The following is a 22,815-nucleotide window of genomic DNA, read 5'->3' on the forward strand; positions in this document are numbered from 1 at the left end:
TCCCTACAGGCCCAGGTCCTTGGCGATGATCGTCTTCATGATCTCGTTGGTGCCGCCGTAGATGGTTTGGATGCGGGCGTCGACGAACGCGCGCGCCACGCTGTACTCGCGCATGTAGCCGTACCCGCCGTGCAACTGCAGGCAGCGGTCGGCGGTGCGCACCTGCAGGTCGGTGGTCCACCATTTCAGCCGGGCGGCCCGGGCGGCCGTCAGTTCGCCCTCGAGGTGCTCGGCGAGGCAGTCGTCGAGATACGTTCGCGCGACGTCGATTTCGGTGGCCAACTCGGCGAGCACGAATTGGCTGTGCTGGAAGCTGGCGATCGGTGATCCAAAGGCCGTGCGATCGCGGACGTAGTCGAGGGTTGCGGCCAGGATCGTTTCCGCGGCAGCCACCGCCCCGACACCGAGCGCGAGCCGCTCCTGGGGCAGGTTCTTCATCAACTGATAGAAGCCGCGGCCCTCTGATTCGAGCATGTTGTCCTTCGGCACCCGCATATCGGTGAAGGTGAGCTCGCTGGTGTCCTGGGCGTGCAGGCCGATCTTCTCCAGGTTGCGGCCGCGGGAAAAGCCCGGGGTGTCGGCGTCGACCACCAGAAGCGACAGTCCCTGATGGCGATCCGGCGAGGTGCGCACGGCGATGACGAACAGGTCCCCGACCTGACCGTTGGAGATGAACGTCTTGGCGCCGTTGACGACGTAGTCGTCGCCGTCTCGCACCGCGGTCGTGCGGATCCCGGCCAGATCGCTGCCGGTGCCGGGCTCGGTCATCCCGATGCCGAGCACGGTCTCGCCGGTGACCACGCCGGGCAGCCAGCGCTGTTGTTGCTCCGGGGTCGTCAAGTCGGTGAGATAGGGCAGCACCACGTCGTTTTGCAGCGTGAAGGCGATGGCCTCCGCGGCCGCCCCGGCCCGCTGCAACTCGTCGATCACGATCGCGTTGTAGCGGAAGTCGTCCACCCCCGGGCCGCCGAGATGCTCGGGCACCGAAAAGCCCAGCAGCCCAAGCTTGCCCGCCTCGATGAACAGCGAGCGGTCCCACTGGCCGTCGCGTTCCCAGCTCTCGTGGTTGGGCGCGACCGTCTGCCGCACGAAATCCCGTACCAGTTCCCGGAACTGGTGATGCTCGTGCGTGTAGGTCAGCCGGCTCATCAGCGGAAGGCGTCGCTGCCGGTGAACGCCTGGCCGAGGACCAGCTGATGCATCTCCGGTGTGCCCTCGTAGGTCAGCACCGATTCCAGGTTGACCATGTGCCGGATCACGGGATACTCCAGCGATATCCCGTTGCCGCCCAGTATCGTTCGGGCGGTCCGGCAGATCTCGATCGCCTCCCGGGTGTTGTTCAGCTTGCCGAAGCTCACCTGCTCGGGACGCAGGCCCACGCTGTCCTTGAGGCGGCCGAGGTGCAGCGACAGCAGCTGGCCCTTGTGCAGCTCGACGGCCATGTCGACGAGTTTGGCCTGGGTCAACTGGAATCCGGCGATCGGGCGGCCGAACTGGGTGCGCTGCGTGGCGTAGTCGAGGGCCGCCTGCCAGGCCGAGCGCGCCGCTCCCATGGAGCCCCAGATGATTCCGTACCGGGCCTCGGACAGGCACGACAGCGGCCCGCGCAGCCCCTTGGCCTCGGGCAGCATCGCCTCGGCGGGCAGCCGCACGTCGTCGAGCACCAGCTCGCTGGTGATCGAGGCCCGCAACGACAGCTTGTGGTGAATGGTGTTGGCGCTGAAGCCCGCCGTCTTGGTGGGCACGATGAAACCGCGGACCCCGTCGTCGGTGTTGGCCCACACGACCGCGACGTCGGCCACCGAGCCGTTGGTGATCCACAACTTGCGGCCGTTGATCACCCAGTCCGAACCATCCCGTCGCGCACGGGTTTTCATCGCGGCGGGGTCGGATCCGACGTCGGGCTCGGTCAGCCCGAAGCAGCCGAGCAGCTCGCCGGTAGCCATGCCCGGCAACCATTCCTGCTTCTGCTCCTCGGACCCGAAATTCCAGATCGCGAACATCGCCAGCGAGCCCTGCACCGAGACCATCGATCGAATGCCGGAGTCGGCGGCCTCGAGCTCGACGCAGGCCAGCCCGTAGTGCACGGCGGAGGCCCCGCCGCAGCCGTACCCGTCCAGGTGCATGCCCAGCAGCCCCAGCTGGCCGAACCCCTTGGCGAGTTCGCGGACCGGGAGGTCGCCGATCTCGAACCACTCCGCGACGTGGGGCAGGACGTGCTCGGCGCAGAATTCCCGGACGGTCTCGCGCACGGCGCGTTCGTCGTCGGACAGGGAGGCGTCCAGGCCGAGCGGGTCGTAGCGGTCGAAGGCGGGTGGCGTTTTGTTGTTCATAGACGTCAGCCTGCCACTAGCCGGCCATCGTCAAACCGCCGCTGACGCTGATCACCTGTCCGGTGATGAACGAAGCGGCCTCCGACGCGAAGAACAACACCGGCGCGGCGACCTCGTCGGGCCGGGCCAGGCGGCGGAACGGGATCGCCTTGACCAGTGCCTCCTTCAGCTTCTCGGGCTGCGCGTGAAACAGCGGCGTGTCGGTCGGTCCGGGGCACACGCAGTTCACCGTGATCTGGTGACGCGCCATCTCGCGGGCCAGCGACTTGGTCAGGGCGATCACCCCGCCCTTGGCGCCGGCGTAGATGCTCTCGCCCGCGCTGCCCACCCGGCCGGCGTCACTGGCCAGGTTGACCACGCGCCCGCCGTGCGTCTCGATCATCCCCGGCAGGAACGCCGAGCAGACATGCACCGGCCCCAGGTAGTTGATCGCGACCACCTTCTGCGCGAATTCCGCCGTGGCATTGAGGAATTGGTCAGTGCGGTCCCATCCGGCGGCGTTGACGACGATGTTGGGCACCCCGAGGTCGGCGTTGATGCGATCCCGCAGCGCGTTGACTTGATCCGGGTCGGCCACGTCCACCGGCAGCGCGGTGATCTTGTCGGGGTGTTCCCCGGCGGTGGCCGAGGCCGCCGCCTCGTCGAGGTCCGCGGCCACCACGCGGTCGCCGCGGGCGGCGAGTCCGAGCGCGATCGCCCTGCCGATGCCGGAACCGGCGCCGGTCACCACCGCGAGGCCATCAGGTGAATGGGTATTCATCGCTGACGAATCTAGGTTCACCGCGGCCGCCGGGTCAAGGATCGAGGCCCTGCCCCGGTAGTCTCGCTGCATGCTTAGGCTCCGATGGCTGGGCTGGCTGGCCGTGGACGTCGTCGGCGTGCTGGTGTTCTGCGCCCTGGGGCGCCGCAGTCATGACGAAGGGCTCAACCTCACCGGCATCGCCACGACGGCGTGGCCGTTTCTCACCGGCACCGCCGTCGGCTGGCTGGCCGCACGCGGCTGGCGGCGGCCCACCGCTTTGGCGCCCACCGGGGTCGTCGTCTGGTTGTCCACCGTCGTCGTCGGCATGGTGCTGCGCAAGGCGACGTCTGCGGGCGTGACCGCCAGTTTCGTCGTGGTGGCGACGGCGGTCACCGCGTTGTTATTGCTGGGCTGGCGAGTGGCCGTGGGGCTTACCCTGCGGCGCCGCTCCGACGTCTGAGCGCGCGATGGCACCGACGGCCGATGTGGAGGTGACCGCGACGTTCGGGGCCGCCGCGCGGGCCGTGGCCACCGACAAGGGCCTGCTGAACGACCCGTTCGCCGAGCCGTTGTTGTGCGCGGTCGGGATCGACTACCTCACCCGGGCGATCAAGGACCACGCGTTCGCGGCCGACGACGGCGACGACGCGGCGATGACGGCACTGATGGACGCGCTGGCGGCGCACACCCGCTTCGCCGACGAATTTTTGGCCGACGCGGGCCGGGCGGGCATTCGCCAGGTGGTGATCCTGGCGTCGGGCCTGGACAGCCGGGCCTACCGGCTGTGGTGGCCGCGGGGGACGACGGTCTACGAGATCGATCGGCCGCAGGTGCTCGACTTCAAGTCCGACGTGCTTCGGGGGCTGGACGCCACCCTGGCCACCAACCGATGCGCGGTCGGCATCGACCTGCGCGACGATTGGCCGGCGGCGTTGCGGCGGGTGGGTTTTGACGCCGCCCAGCCCACGGTGTGGGTCGCCGAGCAGTTGCTCGTCGGGTATCTGCCGCCCCAGGAGCAGAGCCGGTTGCTGCGCGGCGTCACCGCGGCGAGCGCCCTCGGCAGCCGGTTGGCCGCCGATCACATGCCCACCTGGAATCCGTTGCAGCTGGGGGCCGAACGCGCCTTCGTCGACGGCTGGCGGCGGCGCGGCCTCGACGTCGATCTGGCCAGCCTGACCTATCCGGGCGAATACCACTATGTCCCTGAGTATTTGGCGGCCCACGGCTGGGAAACGCGCGGGCGTGACATCGCCGACTTGCTGCGCACCATGGGGCTGGGCAAGCGGCGGCGCACCGGGCGCGGCGACGCGGAGTTCATCCCGGAATATGTCACCGCGACACGCGTTTGAGTTTTCGATGATGCCGGAATCCATTCCGCCAGACGGCCGGTTGCGGTTCGTCTCGGCGACCCACGACGATCCGCTGGCCCAACCTCTGTTGGCCGAGTTGGCCGTCGAGTACGCGGAGCGCTACGGCGGCACGCCGAGCACGCATCTGTCCTGGCTGCCCGTGCCGGAGGCCGAACTGGCACCGCCGGACGGCGGGTTGTTGATCGGCGTGGTGGGCGGAGTGCCGGTGACCGGCGGCGCGTTTCGCCGCTACGACGCCCACACCGCCGAACTCAAGCGGATCTGGACCGACGCCGCCCATCGGCGCCGCGGCTATGCGCGGGCGTTGCTGGCCGCGCTCGAGGCCGAGACCCTGGCGCGCGGGTACCGGCGGCTCTACTTGATCACCGGCAACCGGCAGCCCGAGGCCGAGGCGCTCTACGACGCGACGGGCTACACCCGGGTGGCGCCGGACCCGCTGCCGTCCTGGGGGCCGTTCATCCCGATCGCCTTCGAGAAGTGGCTGGCATAGCCGGCGCCGACGCCCAGACCGGGGCGATCGAGTTGACAACCGTCACAACGGATCTCAGGGCAATCAGAACCTTCACGGGCCGGTGTGGTCTCCGTGGCGATGATCTGGCCCCAGGCCATCAACCGCCGGCCAGCGAGATGGCCCGGGCCGTCGCCTCGCGGATCGGGCCGCGCCACACGTCGCCGTGCCCCGGCAGCAACACCTCGGTGTCGAGCAGGGCCAACGCGTCCAGGCTACGCAGCGAATTCTGCTGGCTGTGGCTGAACACCTCCGGCAGCAGCTGCGGCCCGTCGTGCTTGAGCAGGGGGTGGCCGGTGATCAGGGCGTCGCCGCTGACCAGGACCCCGTCGACCACGTACGAGCAGTGCCCGCTGGTGTGCCCCGGGGTGAAAACGGCCATCGGATGCCCGGGCAAGCCTGCGGCCACGTCGGCGGTCAGCGGCCGCGTCGACGGGATGCCGTCGCGGATCAGGCCGCCGCTGCGCACCACGTGCAACCCCCACGCCGCCCAGCGCGGCCGCCAAATGCGAACGGCGACATCGAAAACCGAGGCCTGCTCCAGGTATTCGCGCTTGGCGTGCCCCACCTCGTCGGCGTGGCAATACACGTCGGTGCCGTATTCGTTGGCGAACCAGATCGCCGAGCCCAGGTGGTCGATGTGGGCGTGGGTAAGCAGGATGGCACGCATGTCTCCGGCGTCGAAGCCCAGCTCGCGCAGCGACGCCAGCACGTCGGGGCGGTCCCCGGGATAGCCGGCGTCGATCAGCATCACGCCGGTGTCGTCGGCAACGATCGTCCAGTTGACGGCGTCGCCCCGGGCGAGGTGCACCGTGTCGGTGACTTGAACAAGAGTTGGCGCCGGTCCCATGCCCGCGAGTGTAGGTCTGACGCGCGGCGTAGCCGGGCGCGGCGGGTCGCGACCGTCAGCACAGGAGCGATCGCAAGCGCGGCGTAGCCGGGCGCGGCGGGTCGCGACCGTCAGCACAGGAGCGATCGCAAGCGCGGCGTTTCGCCGGGCGCGGCGGGTCGCGACCATCAGCACAGGAGTAGAAAGAACTCGTGGCTGAACTGAAACTCGGATACAAAGCGTCCGCCGAACAATTTGCACCGCGCGAGCTCGTCGAGCTTGCCGTCGCCGCCGAAGGTCACGGCATGGACAGCGCAACGGTCAGTGACCATTTCCAGCCGTGGCGGCACGAGGGCGGGCACGCGCCGTTCTCGCTGGCCTGGATGACCGCGGTCGGCGAACGCACGAAGCGGATCACGCTGGGCACCTCCGTGCTCACCCCGACCTTCCGCTACAACCCCGCCGTCATCGCGCAGGCCTTCGCCACCATGGCCTGCCTGTACCCGGACCGCATCTTCCTCGGGGTCGGCACCGGCGAGGCGCTGAACGAGATCGCCACGGGATACGAGGGCGACTGGCCAGAGTTCAAGGAGCGGTTCGCCAGGCTGCGCGAGTCGGTGCGGTTGATGCGCGAGCTGTGGCGCGGCGACCGCGTCGACTTCGACGGCGAGTACTACCGGCTCAAGGGCGCCTCGATCTACGACGTGCCCGAGGGCGGGGTCCCGATCTACGTCGCGGCCGGGGGCCCCGCGGTCGCCAAGTACGCGGGGCGCGCCGGCGACGGCTTCATCTGCACCTCCGGCAAGGGCGAGGAGCTCTACAAGGACAAGCTGATCCCCGCCGTCAAGGAGGGCGCCGCGATCAACGACCGCAACGTCGACGACATCGACAAGATGATCGAGATCAAGATCTCCTATGACCCCGATCCCAAACTGGCGCTGGAGAACACCCGGTTCTGGGCGCCCCTGTCGCTGACCGCCGAACAGAAGCACAGCATCGACGACCCGATCGAGATGGAGAAGGCCGCCGACGCGCTGCCGATCGAGCAGGTCGCCAAGCGCTGGATCGTGGCATCCGATCCCGACGAGGCGGTCGAAAAGGTCGGCCAGTACGTGAAGTGGGGCCTCAACCACCTGGTGTTCCACGCGCCCGGTCACGACCAGCGCCGGTTCCTGGACCTCTTCGAGAAGGACCTGGCGCCGCGGCTGCGGCGGCTGGCCTGAGGGGCGGACGAGTGGTCTCGGGCGCCGCAACGGCAATCTACATCGCCGCGCCCGAGCCGGAGACCGGAAAGTCGACGATCGCGCTGGGCCTCCTGCACCGGCTGACCGCGACGGTGGCGAAAGTCGGTGTGTTCCGGCCCATTACGCGTTCAGATGGCGGCGATCGCCAACGCGGCGAAGCCGGGCGCAGCGGGTCGCCGCAGGACCCGGAAAATCGCGACTACATCCTGGAACTGCTGCTGTCGCGCACCACGGCGGGCCTGTCGTACGAGCAATGCGTCGGCGTCACCTACCAGCAGCTGCACGCGGACGGCGACGCGGCGATCGCCGCCATCGTCGACGCCTACCACGCCGTCGCCGAGAAGTGCGACGTCGTGGTGATCGTCGGCAGCGACTATTCCGAACTCGGACAGGCGATTCGACCCGCGGAGCTTTCCACCAACGCGCGCATCGCGGTCAACCTCGGCGCGCCGCTGCTGCTGACGGTCAGCGGCAAGGGCCGCACCGCCGGTGAGGTGGCCGACGTCGTCAAGGTGTGCCTGGCCGAGCTGGACGCCCAGCACGCCCACACCGCGGCGGTGGTGGCCAACCGCTGCGAACCGGCCGAGCTGGACGCCATCCGGAAGAAGTTGGACGAGGCGCTGCGGCCGTCGTCCCTGCGCAGCTACGTCCTGCCCGACGAACCGCTGTTGTCGGCGCCGACGGTGGCCGAGCTTCAGAGCGCGGTGCGCGGGACGCCGGTCAGCGGCGAAGAGTCGCTGCGCGAACGCGAGGTCACCGGTGTGATGGTGGCGGGGATGACCGCCGACCACGTCCTGGAACGGCTGCGCGACGGAATGGCGGTCATCACACCCGGCGACCGCTCGGACGTGGTGCTCGCCGTCGCGAGCGCCCATGCCGCGGAAGGGTTTCCGTCCCTGTCGTGCATCGTCCTCAACGGCGGCTTCGAGCTGCACCCGTCCATCGCGGCCCTGGTCGCCGGGCTGCGGCTGCGGCTGCCGATCGTCGCCACCGCGCTGGGCACCTACGACACCGCCAGCGCGGCGGCCACCGCCCGGGGCAGGGTCACGGCGGCGTCGCAACGCAAGATCGACACCGCGGTCGAGCTGATGGACGGCCACGTCGACATCACCGATCTGCTGGCGCAGCTTGCCATTCCGATCCCCACCGTGACCACGCCGCAGATGTTCATCCATCAGCTGACGCTGCAGGCGCGTTCGGATCGCAGGCACATCGTGCTGCCCGAGGGCGACGACGACCGCATCCTGCGCTCGGCCGGGCGGGTGCTGCAACGCCGTGTCGCCGACCTGACCATCCTGGGCGACGAGGCCCAAATCCGCCAGCGCGCGGGCGAACTCGGGGTGGACCTGGCCGACGTAACGGTGATCGATCCGCGCGCCAGCCGGTTGCGCGACGAGTTCGCCGACCAGTATGCGCAGTTGCGCAAGGCGAAGGGGGTCACCGTCGAGCAGGCCCGCGAGATCATGCGCGACACAACGTACTTCGGCACCATGATGGTGCACAACGGGATGGTCGACGGCATGGTGTCCGGCGCCGCCCACACCACCGCGCACACCGTGCGGCCCGCGTTCGAGATCATCAAGACCGTCCCGGACGTGTCCACCGTGTCCAGCATCTTCCTGATGTGCCTACCCGATCGTGTCCTGGCCTACGGCGATTGCGCGATCATCCCCAATCCGACACCGGAGCAGCTGGCCGACATCGCAATCTCCTCGGCGCGCACCGCCGCACAATTCGGCATCGAACCGCGGGTCGCGATGCTGTCCTACTCGACCGGCGACTCCGGCTCCGGTGCCGACGTCGACAAGGTCAGAACGGCAACGCAATTGGTGCGTGAGCGCAACCCCGACCTGCCGGTGGAGGGCCCCATCCAGTACGACGCGGCGATCGAACCGTCGGTCGCGGCCACCAAGCTGCGCGACTCGCCGGTGGCCGGGCGCGCCACGGTGCTGATCTTCCCCGACCTCAACACCGGCAACAACACCTACAAGGCGGTCCAGCGCAGCGCCGGAGCCCTCGCCATCGGACCCGTGCTGCAGGGTCTGCGCAAGCCGGTGAACGACCTGTCGCGGGGCGCGCTGGTCGAGGACATCGTGAACACCGTTGCCATCACCGCGATTCAGGCACAAGGCGGCCCCGATGGGAAGTAGCAGCGCGCGCCTGGTGCTGGTGATCAACTCCGGCTCGTCGTCGGTGAAGTTTCAGCTGGTCGATCCCGATTCGGGCACGGCGCTCTCGACCGGCCTCGTGGAACGCATCGGCGAGGAGGGGTCTCCCGTCCCCGACCATGACGCCGCGCTGCGCCGCGCGTTCGACACGCTGGCCGACGACGGCATCGACCTCAAGACATGCGGCGTCGTCGCGGTCGGCCATCGAGTGGTGCACGGCGGCAACGCCTTCTACGAGCCCACCCCGCTGGACGACGCGGTGATCGCCCGGCTCGGCGAACTGTCGGACCTGGCGCCGCTGCACAACCCTCCCTCGCTCAAGGGAATCGAGGTCGCCCGGCGGCTGCTGCCCGACATTCCGCACATCGCGGTCTTCGACACCGGGTTCTTCCACGACCTGCCGCCCGCTGCCGCGACCTACGCCATCGACCGCGACCTGGCGCAGCGGCATCAGATCCGCCGGTACGGGTTTCACGGCACCTCGCACCGCTACGTCAGCGAGCAGGCCGCCGCCTTCCTGGACAGGCCGCCCGGCGACCTGAAACAGATTGTGCTGCACCTGGGTAACGGCTGCTCGGCCTCGGCGATCGCCGGCACCCGGCCGATCGACACCTCGATGGGCCTCACACCGCTGGAGGGGCTGGTGATGGGCACCCGCAGCGGGGACATCGATCCCAGCGTCGTCAGCTACCTGTCCCACACCGCCGGGATGGGCGTCGACGACGTCGAGACCATGCTCAACAAGCGATCCGGGGTGCTGGGCCTGTCCGGTGAGCGCGACTTCCGCCGGCTGCGAAGGATGATCGAATCCGGTGACGAGTCAGCGCAATTGGCCTATAGCGTGTTCACGCATCGGCTGCGCAAGTACGTCGGCGCCTACCTGGCGGTGCTGGGGCACACCGACGTCATCAGCTTTACCGCGGGGATCGGCGAGAACGACGCGGCGGTGCGCCGCGACGCGGTCGCGGGCATGGAGGAGCTGGGCATCGTGCTCGACGAGCGCCGCAACCTCGGTGGCGGCAAGGGTGCGCGGCAGATCTCCGCCGACGATTCGCCGATCGCCGTCCTGGTGATCCCGACCAACGAAGAGCTCGCCATCGCCCGCGACTGCGTAAACGTGCTGGCGGGCTCCTAGCGGGCGTCGAGTGTGCATCCTGGGCTTTGATCGTGAACCGTCGGCGGCGACACGCCGATAATCGACGCCGTAGGTTCACACCGAAAGCCCCAGGTTCACACTCGATTTCGCGAGCGCCTCGCGCACCCGGCGCAGGATGCTGGCCGGGCGATCCTCGGCGACCACCCGGACTATGGTCCAGCCCATCTCCTCGAGCATCTCCATGCGCCGGAGGTCTTTGACGAATTGGCGCCGGTCGGTGCGGTGGTGATCGCCGTCGTACTCGACAGCCACCAGCGATTCCTCCCAGCCCAGATCCAGGTAGGCGAACGGTAGGCCGTCGGCGCCCAGCACCGGGATCTGCGTCTGCGGCCGGGCCAGGCCGGCGTCGATGAGGAGCAGTCGCAGATAGCTCTCCCTGGGGGACTGAGCGCCGGGGTCGACCAGGTCGAGCGCGACCTCCAATCGCCGCACGCCGGGTGCGCGAGGATGCGCCGCCGCAACATCCAGCACGTCGTCGACCTTGAAACCCGTTGCCCGGGCGAGCGCGTCCAGCCTCACCACGGCCGAGCGCACCGCGCCGCGCCGTCCGATGTCGAAAGCGGTCCGCTCCGGAGTGGTGACGGCGAGCCCGTCGCGGATCTGGGTCTCGCCGGCGCACAGCGTTTCCCGGCGTGTCAGCACGCCGCGGGGAGGATGAGTGTTGGTGTGTATCAGCTCGACCGGGACGTTGTCGGGGATCCACTGGGCGCCATGCAGCGCGGCCGCGGCGGCTCCGCCGATGACCGCCCTCCGCCCCGACCACAGCCAGGCCGCCCGAATGCGCAATTCGAGCGGCACCTCGGCATGCGTCGGCACGTAGACGTTCGGAAACACCGCTCGGTAGGACATCCGCAGCTGGTGGCGGCTGAGACTTCCCGACGCCAACTCCTCGCTGCCGATGAACGGCACTCGTCTCATGCCGCGAACGATTGCACGTCAACCACGGTCGGCGAGTGCGTCTGTGCACAGGGCGGGCCACGCGACGGCAAGCCGCCGGACGGGCTGACGCCGGGTCCGCGAGGCCCCGGCTAAATCGACTGTGAATCACCGACTTTGAGTGTGAACTCACGGCTTTCAGTGTGAACCCACGTCGGGGTTTGTCGGCGTGTCGCCGCCCAGGGTTCACACTGAACGCCCAGGATTCACACTCGACGGCGAAGGGCCGACGCGGGAAAGGCCGACGCGGGAAAGACCGACGCGCGAAAGGCCGACGCGCGAAGGGCCGACACGGGAAAACCGCCAGGCGGCGCAAACCGGCAAACCCGCAAATACCTCAGAACGTGCTCGTGGGCCGCACCCGGTTGGCCATGTCCACCAGCTCGTAGCGATGCCGCTGCGTGGGGGCGACGCGGGCCAGATTGCGCAGCGCCGCCTCGACGCCCAGCCGCAGCCCGTGCTCGGTGAACGGGAAGCCCAAGATGTGATTAGTGCTGGCCTTGTTGTCCTCCAACCAGTCCATCGCGCAGCCCAGCACCAGCGCACGGATCTGCAACACGCGTGGTTCGGTGGGCGGCAGCGCCTCCACCCGCCGCGCCGCGTCCCGGATGTCCTCCTCGGTGATCTCGCTCTTGGACCGGCCGGACAGCAGCGTCACCGCGCTCGTCAGGCGCGCGGTGGTGAAGTGCCGGGAGGTGGCCGGCACCTCGTCCAGCGTGCGCACCGCGGCGGCCCGATCACCTTCCGCGGACAGCGATCTGGCCAACCCGAAGGCCGCCGAGATCACGCCGTCGTTGGTCTTCCACACCGTCTCGTAATGCTTGTGCTCGTCGACGTCGCCGGCCAGCTCGGCGGTGGCGGCCAGCGCCAGCTTCGGTGCGAGCTCACCCGGGAACGTGTCCAGCACCTCGGTGAAATGTGTTGTGGCCGAATCGTAATCACCGGTGAGAAGGTCGGCCACCGCCTTGTACCAGACCAGCCGCCACTGCCAACCCACCCGCTCGGCCAGGTCCTCGAGCTTGCGGGTGGCCTTGGCGACGTCGCCGAGATCCAGCAGCGCGCGCACCTCCATCAGCGGTAGCTCGACCGACTCGGACAGCTCGGCGCCGTCGGCGTCCAGCGTCCCGTGCCGGGCCGCGCGCAACGAGTCCAGCGTCTGCACCGGCTGCGACAACACCGTCGCCTGCAGCACCGACGCGGCGACGTCGGCCGGATTGACCAGCGGCACTTGCAGTGCGGTGACGATTTCGCGGGCGGTCAGCTTCTCCGAATGGACCTGCCCGTCCAGGTACACGTCGGTGTGCGCGACCAGCAGATCCACCCCGAACGTGGAGCGGCTGGGGGAGAAGATCGTCGACAGGCCGGGCCGCGGCACCCCGGTGTCGTGGGCGACCACCTCGCGCAGCACGCCGATCAACTGCGCCGACATCTCCTCGGTGCTGGCGAACCGGCGACGCGGGTCGGGATCGGTGGCGCGGCGCAGCAACCGGTGGAACGAGTCGTAGGTGGCCAGCACCGGGTCGTGCTCGGGCAGGCCGTCGACGTAGCGGCCGTTGCGGGTGCGCAGGTTGAGCGTGAGCGCCGCCAGCGTGCGGCCCACCGTGTAGATGTCGGTGGCGACCGTCGGGCCGGTGCGCACGATCTCGGGCGCCTGGAAACCCGGTGTGCCGTAAAGGTATCCGAACGAATTGATCCGCGACACCGCGCCCAGGTCGATGAGCTTGAGCTGCTCCTCGGTGAGCATGATGTTCTCCGGCTTCAGGTCGTTGTAGACCAGGCCGATGGAGTGCAGATAGCTCAGCGCGGGCAGGATTTCCAGCAGGTAGGCGATGGCCTCGGCGACCGGAAGCTTCTCGCCCTTCCCGTGCTTGAGCGACTGCCCGCCGACGTACTCCATGACGATGTAGCCGACCGGATTGCCGTGCTGGTCCTTGTGTTCGACGAAGTTGAAGATCTGCACGATCTGCGGGTGGACCACCTCGGCCAGGAACTGCCGTTCGGCCATCGCGATCGCCTGCGCCTCCGCGTCGCCGGAGTGGACGAGGCCTTTGAGCACGACCGGCCGGTCGTTGACGTTTTTGTCGACGGCCAGGTATACCCAGCCCAGCCCGCCGTGCGCGATGCACCCCTTGACCTCGTACTGGCCGGCGACGATGTCGCCGGGATTGAGTTGCGGCAGAAACGAATACGGGCTGCCGCAGGCCGGGCACCAGCCCTCCGACGTGCCCTTGCTCTTCTTGCTGGACCGGCCCACCGGCTTCCCGCAGTTCCAGCAGAAGCGCTTGGACTCGGGGACCACCGGGTTGGTCATCAGCGCTTCGCGGGGGTCGATGTCACGTCCCCGCGGGATCTCGACGAGTCCACCGCCGAGCTGTCGGACCGCGGGCAGCGCCCGCGTCGCCACCGTCATGCGGTCGCCGGTGTCGGTGTCCAGGGCGCCCAGCGCGATGTGCGGAAAGTCGTCGTCGTCATCGTCGAAGTCCGGTCGAAACAGCGCCTGCGTGGCCTGCAGCCGCCCCGTCGAGGCGCCGGTCTGGACCTCCGCCGGCTGGGTGCCGGGATTCACGTCTTCCACCGCTTCCGGGCCCGATTCCGGCTTCTCGGATTGCTTGTCCGGCTCGGCCATCAGTCCAGATACCTCGGTGTGGGCGGGGCCGGCGCGGGGCCCAGCACGGTCAACCACTTGCGGTACAACGTGTTCCACGTGCCGTCGCGGCGGATCCTTTCCAGGGTCCCGTTGACGAACCGCACCAGGGGAGTGTTGTTCAGGTTGATGCCGATGCCGTAGGGCTGGGTGGCCATGTTGGGGCCGACGATGTGCAGGTAAGGGTCCTCTTCGACCAGCCCGGCCAGGATCGAGTCGTCGGTGCTCACGGCGTCGATCTCGCGCTGCTGCATCGCGACCAGGCAGTCGGCCCAGTTGACCACCGACACGATGACCGGCGGCGGGTCGATCTGCCGGATGCGGTGCAGCGAGGTGGTGCCCTTGGCCACGCACACGCGTTTGCCCGACAGGTCGCTCACCTTGACGATCGACGAGTCGCGCGGGGCGAGGATGCGCTGGTTGGCGTCGAGGTAGACGGTGGAGAAGTTCACCAGCTTGCGCCGGTCGCAGGTGATGGTCATGGTCTTGACCACGATGTCGACCTCGCCGCGTTGCAGCGCGGTGACCCGCTCGTCCGACGACAGGATCCGGTACTCGACGTGGGACGGCGCGCCGAAGATGTCACGGGCGATCTCGCCGGCGAGGTCGACGTCGAATCCGGTGATCTCGCCGGTGATCGGGTCGCGGAAGCTGAACAGGTTGCTGCCGATGTCGAGCCCGACGATCAGCCTGCCGCGCGCGCGGATGTCGGCGACCGCGGCGTCGGCCTCGGCCTTGGTGGGGAAGGGCCGCAGGCTGGCCGTCAGGTCGCAGTCCTGATTGGGGCCGTCGGGCGGCAGCGGCGGCTGCGGCGGCAGCTGTTCCATGCCGACCGGGGTGGGCGGCGGCAACGTCGGGACGCTGGCCACATGCAGCGATTCCGTGTGCCCGCAACCCGCCAGCACGCAAACCGTGGCGGCCACGGTGCACGCCCGGCGCAGCAGGGGCAGGCGGATCATTATCGATACTCTTTCAGCCGCGGCCACAGGCCCAGAGCCACCGCGATGGCCGCCCCGAGGCTGAGCACCACGCCGCCCACCTGGGCGCCGGAGAGCCCGCTGCGCGCGTTGATGACGTCGTTGCGCAGGTGGATGCGGCCCTGGTCCATGGCCTTGACCAGCTCGTCTTCCAGCTTGTCGAACGCCGGGGTGGAATCCTCCTCGCTGCTGCCCAGCGCGACCTGGGTGGCGGCGCGGTAGTTCCCCACCGAGATGTACGAGCTGATCCGGTCATTGGCCTGACGCCAGCGCAGCAGCAGCTGGTCGGCGCCCTCGAGGTCCGGTTTGTCCACGGCGTCGCTGCGGGACATGTACTGGTCGAGCTGGCGGTGCATCGAGTCGATCCGCTGATAGAACGACTGCTTGCGCTTCTCCTCGTCCCCGCGGCGGATCAGCGACAGCGTCTCGTCGGCGCGCGCCTGCTGGGCGGTGATCGCGACGTTGGTGACGGTCTTGAGGGACTCCGCGGCGGTGTCCTTCGCGCTACGACTTGCCGTCGTAGAGATGGTTAGCGCAGTCCCGACCCACACCACCATGACGAGGATAGCGAGAGCGCCCACGACCAGGCCCGGGTTGATCCGGCGCCGGGTGCGCCGGGCCAGCCAGCGATGCGAGAAGGCGCCGAAGACGACGGTGGTGCCGACGACCATGATGACCGGCGCCGGAATCTGGGTCGACGCCGTGGTTTCGACGTCCACCCGCTCCGAGGTGGCCCGGTACAGCCGCGCCGCGTCGGGCAGGATCGTCGACTGCATCAGCCCCGATGCCTCCGACAGGTACGACGAACCGACCGGGTTGCCCGCCCGGTTGTTGGTTCGGGCGATCTCGATCAGGCCGGTATAGACGGCCAGCTGGGCGTTGATCCGGCCCAGCAGCTGCACCTGCGGCTCGTCGGTGAGCCCGCTGGAGGCCCTGGTCACGGCCACGGCCGCGTCGGTGATGGCCTGCTCGTAGCGCTGCCGCACGGGCGGCGGTTCGGCTTCGGCGATGAACGCCGTGGCCGCGGCGGCGTCGGCCACCGACAGCGTGGTGTAGAGCCGCCCGGCCGCGAACGACAGCGGCTCGGTGTGGTTGAGCACCGTGGTGAGCACCTGTTGCCGGTGGTTGATGGTGGTCGAGGTGGCGAAGGCGCTGATCCCGCCGAGGGCCGCCAGCACGATGCCGATGGTCAGGATGCGGCCCGGCGTCGTGGAGATGAACCACCAGCGGGGATGGGCTGGTTCGGCCGGTGACCGCGATCCCTGCGGCTCGGTCGACGGATGCGCCAGCTCAACCGTCACGTCTGATCAGCCCTCATCTCTTGGCCACTGGATTTCGCTGCACGGACCTCTATAAGCGAAGTCTAAGAGCATGTTCGGGTGGATGGGTGGAGGCCGACGCAATTGCCGACGCGCCGAAGACCGCCAAGAACCAAGTCTGCCTATCCTTGATCCGTGCAGGGCGACGGCGACGGTTGGGTGATCTCGGAGCGCGGCGCCCATTACTGGGGTCGGTACGGCGCCGCCGGTCTTTTGCTGCGCGCCCCCCAAGCCGACGGCACGCCCGCGGTGCTGCTGCAACATCGGGCGGTGTGGAGCCATCAGGGCGGGACCTGGGGGCTGCCGGGCGGGGCCCGGGACAGCCACGAGACGCCCGAGCAGACGGCGGTCCGCGAGGCGAACGAGGAGGCCGGGCTGCTCGTCGACCGGCTCGCCGTGCGCGCGACGCTGGTCACCGCCGAGGTCGCCGGGATCGGCGGCACGCGGTGGAGCTACACGACCGTCGTCGCCGACGCCGACGAGTTGTTGCACACCGTCCCGAACCGGGAAAGCGCGGAAATGCGGTGGGTGGCCGAGGACGAGGTGGCCGACCTGCCGCTGCATCCGGGCTTCGCGGCCAGCTGGCAACGGCTGCGCACCGCGCCGGCGCTGTTGCCGCTGGGCCACGGCGACGAACGCCGGCAGTATCTGCCCCGCACGATCGAGGTCGAGGCCGGCGTCTTCGTGTGGTGCATGCCGGGTGACGCCGACGAGGTTCCGTCGCAGCTGAGCCGACGGATCAGCTCGCTGCTGCCAGCGCCGAACTGAGCCGCCGGGCGGCCGCCCGCGGGTCGGACGCCGCGGTGATCGCTCGCACCACCACCACGCGGCGGGCGCCGGAGTCGAGCACCTCGGGCAGTCGCTGCGCGTCGATGCCGCCGATCGCGAACCACGGTTTGTCGGTCCCGAGCCCGGCGGCGGCGCGGACGAGTCCCAGGCCCGGCGCCGCGCGGTCCGGCTTGGTGGGCGTCGGCCAGCAGGGGCCGACGCAGAAGTAGTCCGCTTCGCTGACGGCCGCGGCGCCGGCCTGGTCGGCGCTGTGGCTGGAGAGCCCGAGCAGCACGTCCGGACCGACGATGTCGCGCGCGACGTCCAGCGGCAGGTCCCCCTGCCCGAGGTGCAGCACGTCGGCGCCCGCCGCGCGGGCGATGTCGGCGCGGTCGTTGACCGCGAACAGGGCGCCGTGCCGGCGGGCGGCGTCGGCCAGGATCTCGCAGGCGGCCAGTTCCTCGCGCGCCTCCAGCGGCCCGAACCGCTGCTCGCCGGCCGACCCCTTGTCGCGCAGCTGGATGATGTCCACGCCGCCGGCCAGGGCGGCGTCGGCGAACTCGGCCAGGTCGCCGCGCTCGCGGCGCGCGTCGGTGCACAGATACAGCCGCGCGGTGGCCAGGACGGAGAGTCGTCTATCCATGGGACGCTGCACACCGAGACGCTAGCGCGCTAGCGTGGAGCGCAGAGAATTACCAGACACGGGAGTCCCGGGAGCGGGGCTGAGAGTGGGCACAGCCGCGAGGACCTGCCCTTACCGTCACACCTGATCCGGATCATGCCGGCGAAGGGAGGCTCGACAATGACCGGGATGCCTTCGCGCCCACCGCTGGGGTCGCTGGCCGTCATCGGCGGCGGCGTCATCGGGCTGGCGGTGGCGCGCCGCGCCGCCCAGGCCGGCTGGTCGGTGCGGGTGCACCGCAGCGGGGAGCGGGGCGCATCCTGGGTCGCCGGCGGCATGCTGGCCCCGCACAGCGAGGGCTGGCCGGGAGAAGAGCGATTGCTGCGGCTGGGCCTGGAATCCCTGCGGTTGTGGCGCGACGGCGGTTTCCTCGACGGCCTGCCGGCCGGAGTGGTCACCGCCCGCGAGTCGCTGGTGGTGGCCGTCGACCGCGCCGACGCCGCCGACCTGCGCACCGTGGCGGACTGGCTGTCCGCTCAGGGACACCCCGTGGTCTGGGAGTCGGCCGCCCGCGACGTGGAACCCCTACTCGCGCAGGGCATCCGGCACGGCTTTCGGGCGCCCACGGAGCTGGCCGTGGACAACCGGGCGGTGCTCGACGCGCTCGAGGCGGAGTGCGAGCGTCTCGGGGTGCGGTGGGCGCCGCCGGTGCACGACCTGTCGGCGGTCGAGGCCGACGCGGTGGTGATCGCCAACGGCATCGACGCGCCGGCGTTGTGGCCCGGGCTGCCGGTGCGCCCGGTCAAGGGCGAGGTGCTGCGACTGCGGTGGCGCAAAGGCTGTATGCCGTTGCCGCGGCGGGTGATTCGCGCCCGGGTGCACGGCCGGCAGGTCTACCTGGTGCCGCGCGCGGACGGCGTGGTGGTCGGCGCGACCCAATACGAGCACGGGCGCGACACCGCCCCGGTCGTCTCGGGGGTGCGTGACCTCCTCGACGACGCCTGCGCGGTGCTGCCGGCGCTCGGTGAATACGAGCTAGCCGAGTGCGGGGCCGGGCTGCGCCCGATGACACCCGACAATCTGCCGTTGGTGCATCGCCTGGACGCGCGCACGCTGGTCGCCGCCGGCCACGGCCGGTCGGGGTTCCTGCTGGCGCCCTGGACGGCAGAACAGATCGTTTCCGAACTGGCACCGGTGGGAGCACACTAATGATCATCCTGGTGAACGAGAAAGAGGTCGACGTCGACGCGCACACCACGGTGTCGGCGCTGCTCGATTCCCTGGGCTTCCCGGACCGCGGCGTCGCCGTGGCGATGGACGACGCGGTGCTGCCGCGATCACGATGGGCGACAGAGCTTTCGGAGCTTCCCGGCGCTCCCGTGCGTCTCGAAGTGGTGACGGCGGTGCAAGGTGGCTGACTCGAAACTGACCATCGCGGACCGCAGCTTCGCCTCGCGGCTCATCATGGGGACCGGGGGAGCGAGCAACCTGGCGGTGCTGGAAGAGGCGCTCGTCGCGTCGGGCACGGAACTGACCACCGTCGCGATTCGCCGGGTCGACGCCGAGGGCGGCACCGGGTTGCTCGATCTGCTCAACCGGCTCGGAATCACGCCGCTGCCCAACACCGCGGGATGCCGCGGCGCCGCCGAGGCGGTGCTCACCGCGCAGCTGGCGCGCGAGGCGTTGAACACCAACTGGATCAAGCTCGAGGTGATCGCCGACGAGCGCACGCTGCTGCCCGACGCGGTCGAATTGGTGCGCGCGGCAGAGCAATTGGTCGACGACGGGTTCGTCGTGCTGCCCTACACCAACGATGATCCCGTGCTTGCGCGCCGGCTGGAGGACGCCGGATGCGCGGCCGTCATGCCGCTGGGATCGCCGATCGGGACCGGGCTGGGCATCACCAATCCGCACAACATCGAGATGATCGTCGCCGGGGCCCACGTCCCGGTGGTGCTCGACGCCGGCATCGGCACCGCCAGCGACGCCGCGCTGGCCATGGAATTGGGTTGCGACGCCGTGCTGTTGGCCTCCGCGGTGACCCGGGCCGCCGACCCCCCCGCGATGGCCGCCGCGATGTCGGCCGCCGTCACCGCCGGCTATCTGGCCCGGCGCGCCGGGCGGATCCCGAAGAGGTTCTGGGCGCAGGCCTCGAGCCCCCAACGATGAAACGCTATGTCGCGCTGGGCAGTTCGATGGCCGCCGGTCCCGGTATCCGGCCGCGCGCCGCGGGTGCCCCGCGCTGGTCGGGCCGATCCGCCCGCAACTATGCCCACCTGATCGCCCGGCGATACGGCTACGACCTTGTCGACGTCACCTTTTCCGGTGCGACCACCGCGAACGTGCTCGCCGAGCGTCAACGCGGCGCGCCGGCGCAAGTCGACGCCCTGGACGGTTCGGAGGGTCTGGTCACCATCACCATCGGCGGCAACGACGTCGGCTACGTACCGCTGTTGATGGCGGCCGCACTGCCGCGCCCGCTGCGGCGCGTGCCGCTGTTGGGCGACCGCATCCGCGAACTGCTCGATCCCGACGCGCGAGATCAGGCCCTCGACGCGGTGTTCGAATCGCTGTGCGCGGTGGGCCGCGCGGTGCGTCAACGATCCGCAGGGGCGCGGATCTTCTTCGTCGACTACCTGACGATGCTGCCGCCCGCGGGCACGCCTGCCCCACCGCTGTCGCCCGCGGACGCCGACCTGGGCCGGCACGTGGCCGCCACGCTGGAAAGGATGACTGCCGACGCCGCCGCGGCGGCCGGCTGCGGAATCGTCCACGCCGCCGCGGCCAGCCGCGAGCACCACGCCTGGTCGGCGGAGCCGTGGACGACGCTGCCGGCGCGCTACGGTGTTCCGCTACCGGGTCGCCCCGCACCGTTGCACCCGAATCCCGCCGGGATGTGCGCGGTAGCGGATTTGATTGCGGCTCAGCTGTAAACGTCAGCCGTTCGTGCGCCACCACTGGTAGAGCGCGTTGACGTCGGCGTTGGCCGCGGTCAGGTGACCCAGCACGTTCTTGGCGTCGGTGGTCCAGGTCAACGTCGCGTAGTTCTTGTAGGTGCCGCAGGCGATCTGGCCGCCGGTCTGGCCGTTCTGCTTCCACGTTCCCGGCGACTGCCCGGCGTCCCCGCACGCGGCCAGCGACACATCCTTGATGGTGGAACTGAAGGCAGAGCCCAGGTTCGTGCTGTTGGAGAAGAGCGCGTAGACGCCGGAGCCGGGTCCGCCGGAGTCGGGGCTCTGCCCGCAAAGCAGTTCGGCCAGTTCGCCGGTTTCGGTCAGCTCCTGCGGCTTGCAGTTGTTCAGGCCGTAGCCCTTCGACAGCGAAGCCGCCAGCGTGTTCATGTCCGTGGCGCTACCGGTGTTGGGTTCGGCGACCGCGGTGGCGCTGCCCGCGAGGACCAAACCGCCCGTGAAAGCTGCGGCCGACGCGACGCGCAGCGCGGTGATCAGATGTGACATTTTGACTCCCTGCGGTTGTGGGTGGTTGATGCAGAAACCCCTTGCCCCCCAAGAAGATTGTCAACCGTTGGCGCGCCACCACTGGTAGAGCGCGTTGACGTCGGTGTTGGACGCACGCAGGTAGCTCAGCGTGTTTTTCGCGTCCGTCGTCCAGATGATCTCGGCGGCGTTTTGGTATGTGCCGCACGCCGCCTGCCCGGCGTTGGCGGCCGAACCGTCCTTGTGCCAACTGGACGGCGACTGGTTGGCGTCCCCGCACGGCGTCAGGACGTCCTCCTTGATGGTGGCCCGAAACGCGGTGGCCAGGTTCTCGGCGCTGGTGAACAGGACGTACTTGGCCTGTGCCGGTCCTTTCGGATCGGGGCTTTGTCCGCACGTGAGTACGGCCAGTTGCCTGCCGCGGTCGATGTTCTGGGCGGTGCAGTTGTTCAAGCCGTAGCCCTTCGAGAGCGTGGCCGCGAGCGTGTTGATGTCCGACGAGTTGCCGGTGCCGGCGGGGTCGGCGGCCGCCGTGACGCCGCCCGCTAACGCGAAACCGGCCGTGAGCGCCATTGCCATCGCCGTCTTCAGCGCGTTGCTGAAATCAGACATGAATGGCTCCTTAACGGCCGTTGCTAACACGGATAGTAGGGCTATGTCGTGGTAATGCAACACGTTCCGGCGGCAATTGTCTGTGTGGGCATTAGTTCGGGGCGTCGCCCGCAAAGCCCCAGGGCAACGGACCGCAGGGGCATTTCGACGCGTCGAATATCGAATGACGTTGAGGCCGGGCGACAATCGGGTCTTCGGGCCGATGCGCCGACGCCGCCGATGCGCCGCGGTCGTCGTTGCGCGGATCGGATTTTTTCATTGCTAGTGCCGACGCGACGCCGAGCGGGTATGGTTAGCACCGCTTTACGCCAGCTAACTTCTCTGAGTGGAGAATCCATGACACAACCGCCGCCCCCGCCGCCGCCTCCCGGTTACCCGCCGCAGCAGCCGGCCGCCCAAGCGCCGAACAACTATCTGGTGTGGTCGATTCTGGTGACCCTGTTCTGCTGCCTTCCGTTCGGGATCGTGGCGATCGTCAAATCCAGCCAGGTCAACGGGTTGTGGGCGCAGGGCCGCTACGCCGAGGCGCAGGCATCGGCCGAGAGCGCCAAGAAATGGGCGATCTGGTCGGCGGCCATCGGCGTCGTCGTCGGCATCATCTACGTCATCTTGATGTCGGTCGGCGCGCTGAACACGAACACGAACGCGGCGCTCGCCGCGATGTTCTAAGCCCGGATCTCGATGTTGGTGACCCGCCGGGGGGCGGCGCACGCGGGCCTGGGTGCACCACTAGTGGTGGCCGCATCCACGACGTTGATGTGCGCCGCCATCTGGGCGGGTGACCCGACCACCCCGAACGGCCCGCTGCCGGTATGCCCCACCAAGGCGTTGTTGGGGATCGACTGTCCCGGTTGCGGCAGCCTGCGCATGCTGTATTCCCTCATGCACGGCAATGTGTTGGCGGCCGCCAGGTTCAACGCTCTGGGCCTGGCGGCGGTCGTGCTGCTGGTGTGGGCGTACCTGGCCTGGACCTACGGACACGTAGTGGGCCGGCGGGTCCGCAGTTGGCAACACCGCCGCTGGGCCGCCGCCGTGACACTGTCATTGGTGCTGGCGTGGTTCGTGGTGCGCAACATTCCCTTCGCCCCCTTCACTGCGCTGTATGTCTGATCCCGACGTGTCCTGATCCCGCCCGCTCGGACCGCGGTCT

The 22,815-nt window shown here is 69.3% G+C and carries 24 protein-coding genes and 1 riboswitch; of the genes, 13 read left to right on the top strand and 11 right to left on the bottom strand.

Annotated features, from left to right (window positions below; genetic code table 11):
* Positions 1 to 3: 3 nt before the first annotated feature.
* Genes QGN31_RS02345 through QGN31_RS02355 form a run of 3 tightly spaced genes read right to left on the bottom strand, consistent with a single transcriptional unit; the run spans position 4 to position 3,093 of the window.
* Complete coding sequence (locus QGN31_RS02345) at positions 4 to 1,149, bottom strand: acyl-CoA dehydrogenase family protein (protein WP_014943030.1); 1,146 nt, start codon at positions 1,147 to 1,149, stop codon at positions 4 to 6.
* Entirely contained in the window at positions 1,149 to 2,333 is a 1,185-nt protein-coding gene (locus QGN31_RS02350; protein ID WP_014943029.1) for an acyl-CoA dehydrogenase, read from the bottom strand. Before QGN31_RS02350 ends, QGN31_RS02345 begins: the two co-directional genes overlap by 1 nt.
* Positions 2,334 to 2,349: 16 nt before the next feature.
* Positions 2,350 to 3,093 (bottom strand): SDR family NAD(P)-dependent oxidoreductase, encoded by a 744-nt coding sequence (locus tag QGN31_RS02355; RefSeq protein ID WP_043955439.1) that lies wholly within the window; start codon positions 3,091 to 3,093, stop codon positions 2,350 to 2,352.
* A 70-nt stretch (positions 3,094 to 3,163) separates the two neighbouring features.
* On the opposite strand from QGN31_RS02355, the gene QGN31_RS02360 reads away from it, so the two are divergent.
* From QGN31_RS02360 to QGN31_RS02370, 3 genes are read left to right on the top strand one after another with little or no spacing between them, the layout of a single operon-like run.
* Positions 3,164 to 3,535, top strand: coding sequence for a DUF3054 domain-containing protein (locus QGN31_RS02360; protein WP_043955437.1), 372 nt, complete (start codon positions 3,164 to 3,166; stop codon positions 3,533 to 3,535).
* A 7-nt stretch (positions 3,536 to 3,542) separates the two neighbouring features.
* Positions 3,543 to 4,424 carry an SAM-dependent methyltransferase gene (locus QGN31_RS02365; RefSeq protein WP_014943026.1) on the top strand — a complete coding sequence of 294 codons (882 nt, stop codon included), beginning with the start codon at positions 3,543 to 3,545 and terminating at the stop codon, positions 4,422 to 4,424.
* Between the two features lie 7 nt (positions 4,425 to 4,431).
* Complete coding sequence (locus tag QGN31_RS02370; protein WP_008261457.1) at positions 4,432 to 4,935, top strand: GNAT family N-acetyltransferase; 504 nt, start codon at positions 4,432 to 4,434, stop codon at positions 4,933 to 4,935.
* A gap of 118 nt (positions 4,936 to 5,053) precedes the next feature.
* Here QGN31_RS02370 and QGN31_RS02375 read toward each other — a convergent pair whose 3' ends face one another.
* Positions 5,054 to 5,803: an MBL fold metallo-hydrolase gene (locus tag QGN31_RS02375; RefSeq protein ID WP_014943025.1), complete on the bottom strand. Its 750-nt coding sequence runs from the start codon at positions 5,801 to 5,803 to the stop codon at positions 5,054 to 5,056.
* 191 nt (positions 5,804 to 5,994) lie between these two features.
* Here QGN31_RS02375 and fgd point away from each other — a divergent pair, with 191 nt between their 5' ends.
* The 3 genes from fgd to QGN31_RS02390 are packed head-to-tail and all read left to right on the top strand — an operon-like array spanning position 5,995 to position 10,329.
* Positions 5,995 to 7,005 (top strand): glucose-6-phosphate dehydrogenase (coenzyme-F420), encoded by a 1,011-nt coding sequence (fgd, locus tag QGN31_RS02380; RefSeq protein ID WP_008261452.1) that lies wholly within the window; start codon positions 5,995 to 5,997, stop codon positions 7,003 to 7,005.
* A gap of 11 nt (positions 7,006 to 7,016) precedes the next feature.
* Positions 7,017 to 9,176 (top strand): phosphate acetyltransferase, encoded by a 2,160-nt coding sequence (gene pta / locus QGN31_RS02385; protein ID WP_014943024.1) that lies wholly within the window; start codon positions 7,017 to 7,019, stop codon positions 9,174 to 9,176.
* Entirely contained in the window at positions 9,166 to 10,329 is a 1,164-nt protein-coding gene (locus QGN31_RS02390) for an acetate kinase (RefSeq protein ID WP_014383396.1), read from the top strand. The genes pta and QGN31_RS02390 overlap by 11 nt, the downstream gene beginning before the upstream one ends.
* A 75-nt stretch (positions 10,330 to 10,404) precedes the next feature.
* Here QGN31_RS02390 and QGN31_RS02395 read toward each other — a convergent pair whose 3' ends face one another.
* The 4 genes from QGN31_RS02395 to glnX all read right to left on the bottom strand — a co-directional run bounded on the left by QGN31_RS02395 (position 10,405) and on the right by glnX (position 16,208).
* Positions 10,405 to 11,268 (bottom strand): endonuclease domain-containing protein, encoded by an 864-nt coding sequence (locus QGN31_RS02395; RefSeq protein WP_036389707.1) that lies wholly within the window; start codon positions 11,266 to 11,268, stop codon positions 10,405 to 10,407.
* 355 nt (positions 11,269 to 11,623) lie between these two features.
* Positions 11,624 to 13,912 carry a serine/threonine-protein kinase PknG gene (locus QGN31_RS02400; RefSeq protein ID WP_014943023.1) on the bottom strand — a complete coding sequence of 763 codons (2,289 nt, stop codon included), beginning with the start codon at positions 13,910 to 13,912 and terminating at the stop codon, positions 11,624 to 11,626.
* A complete protein-coding gene (locus tag QGN31_RS02405; RefSeq protein ID WP_009952605.1) occupies positions 13,912 to 14,889 on the bottom strand; it encodes a glutamate ABC transporter substrate-binding protein in 978 nt (325 codons plus the stop codon). The genes QGN31_RS02400 and QGN31_RS02405 overlap by 1 nt, the downstream gene beginning before the upstream one ends.
* Complete coding sequence (gene glnX / locus QGN31_RS02410) at positions 14,889 to 16,208, bottom strand: protein kinase G-activating protein GlnX (protein ID WP_008261439.1); 1,320 nt, start codon at positions 16,206 to 16,208, stop codon at positions 14,889 to 14,891. The genes QGN31_RS02405 and glnX overlap by 1 nt, the downstream gene beginning before the upstream one ends.
* A gap of 153 nt (positions 16,209 to 16,361) precedes the next feature.
* Between glnX and QGN31_RS02415 the strand changes: the two genes are divergently transcribed.
* A complete protein-coding gene (locus QGN31_RS02415; RefSeq protein ID WP_009952604.1) occupies positions 16,362 to 16,994 on the top strand; it encodes an NUDIX hydrolase in 633 nt (210 codons plus the stop codon).
* Here the strand turns inward: QGN31_RS02415 and thiE are convergent.
* Positions 16,966 to 17,637: a thiamine phosphate synthase gene (gene thiE / locus QGN31_RS02420; protein ID WP_009952603.1), complete on the bottom strand. Its 672-nt coding sequence runs from the start codon at positions 17,635 to 17,637 to the stop codon at positions 16,966 to 16,968. The two genes, QGN31_RS02415 and thiE, sit on opposite strands and share 29 nt — an antisense overlap.
* Positions 17,638 to 17,685: 48 nt before the next feature.
* Positions 17,686 to 17,804, top strand: a riboswitch (TPP riboswitch).
* Position 17,805: 1 nt separating this feature from the next.
* Here thiE and thiO point away from each other — a divergent pair.
* The 4 genes from thiO to QGN31_RS02440 are packed head-to-tail and all read left to right on the top strand — an operon-like array spanning position 17,806 to position 20,549.
* Complete coding sequence (thiO, locus tag QGN31_RS02425; RefSeq protein ID WP_043955876.1) at positions 17,806 to 18,825, top strand: glycine oxidase ThiO; 1,020 nt, start codon at positions 17,806 to 17,808, stop codon at positions 18,823 to 18,825.
* Positions 18,825 to 19,034, top strand: coding sequence for a sulfur carrier protein ThiS (gene thiS, locus QGN31_RS02430; protein ID WP_008261432.1), 210 nt, complete (start codon positions 18,825 to 18,827; stop codon positions 19,032 to 19,034). Before thiO ends, thiS begins: the two co-directional genes overlap by 1 nt.
* Positions 19,027 to 19,785 carry a thiazole synthase gene (locus tag QGN31_RS02435; protein WP_014385911.1) on the top strand — a complete coding sequence of 253 codons (759 nt, stop codon included), beginning with the start codon at positions 19,027 to 19,029 and terminating at the stop codon, positions 19,783 to 19,785. Before thiS ends, QGN31_RS02435 begins: the two co-directional genes overlap by 8 nt.
* Positions 19,782 to 20,549, top strand: a complete 768-nt coding sequence (locus tag QGN31_RS02440; RefSeq protein ID WP_014385910.1) for an SGNH/GDSL hydrolase family protein — start codon at positions 19,782 to 19,784, stop codon at positions 20,547 to 20,549. Before QGN31_RS02435 ends, QGN31_RS02440 begins: the two co-directional genes overlap by 4 nt.
* A gap of 3 nt (positions 20,550 to 20,552) precedes the next feature.
* Here QGN31_RS02440 and QGN31_RS02445 read toward each other — a convergent pair whose 3' ends face one another.
* On the bottom strand, positions 20,553 to 21,074 hold the full coding sequence (locus tag QGN31_RS02445; protein WP_014381282.1) for a hypothetical protein: 522 nt from the start codon (positions 21,072 to 21,074) through the stop codon (positions 20,553 to 20,555).
* A gap of 60 nt (positions 21,075 to 21,134) precedes the next feature.
* Positions 21,135 to 21,665 (bottom strand): hypothetical protein, encoded by a 531-nt coding sequence (locus QGN31_RS02450; protein ID WP_008261424.1) that lies wholly within the window; start codon positions 21,663 to 21,665, stop codon positions 21,135 to 21,137.
* A 336-nt stretch (positions 21,666 to 22,001) separates the two neighbouring features.
* Here QGN31_RS02450 and QGN31_RS02455 point away from each other — a divergent pair, with 336 nt between their 5' ends.
* Positions 22,002 to 22,334, top strand: a complete 333-nt coding sequence (locus QGN31_RS02455) for a CD225/dispanin family protein (RefSeq protein WP_008261422.1) — start codon at positions 22,002 to 22,004, stop codon at positions 22,332 to 22,334.
* A gap of 15 nt (positions 22,335 to 22,349) precedes the next feature.
* On the top strand, positions 22,350 to 22,775 hold the full coding sequence (locus QGN31_RS02460; RefSeq protein WP_026071162.1) for a DUF2752 domain-containing protein: 426 nt from the start codon (positions 22,350 to 22,352) through the stop codon (positions 22,773 to 22,775).
* Positions 22,776 to 22,815 lie beyond the last annotated feature (40 nt).

It is taken from the genome of Mycobacterium sp. 2-64 (assembly GCF_035918375.1).
Lineage (GTDB): Bacteria > Actinomycetota > Actinomycetes > Mycobacteriales > Mycobacteriaceae > Mycobacterium > Mycobacterium intracellulare.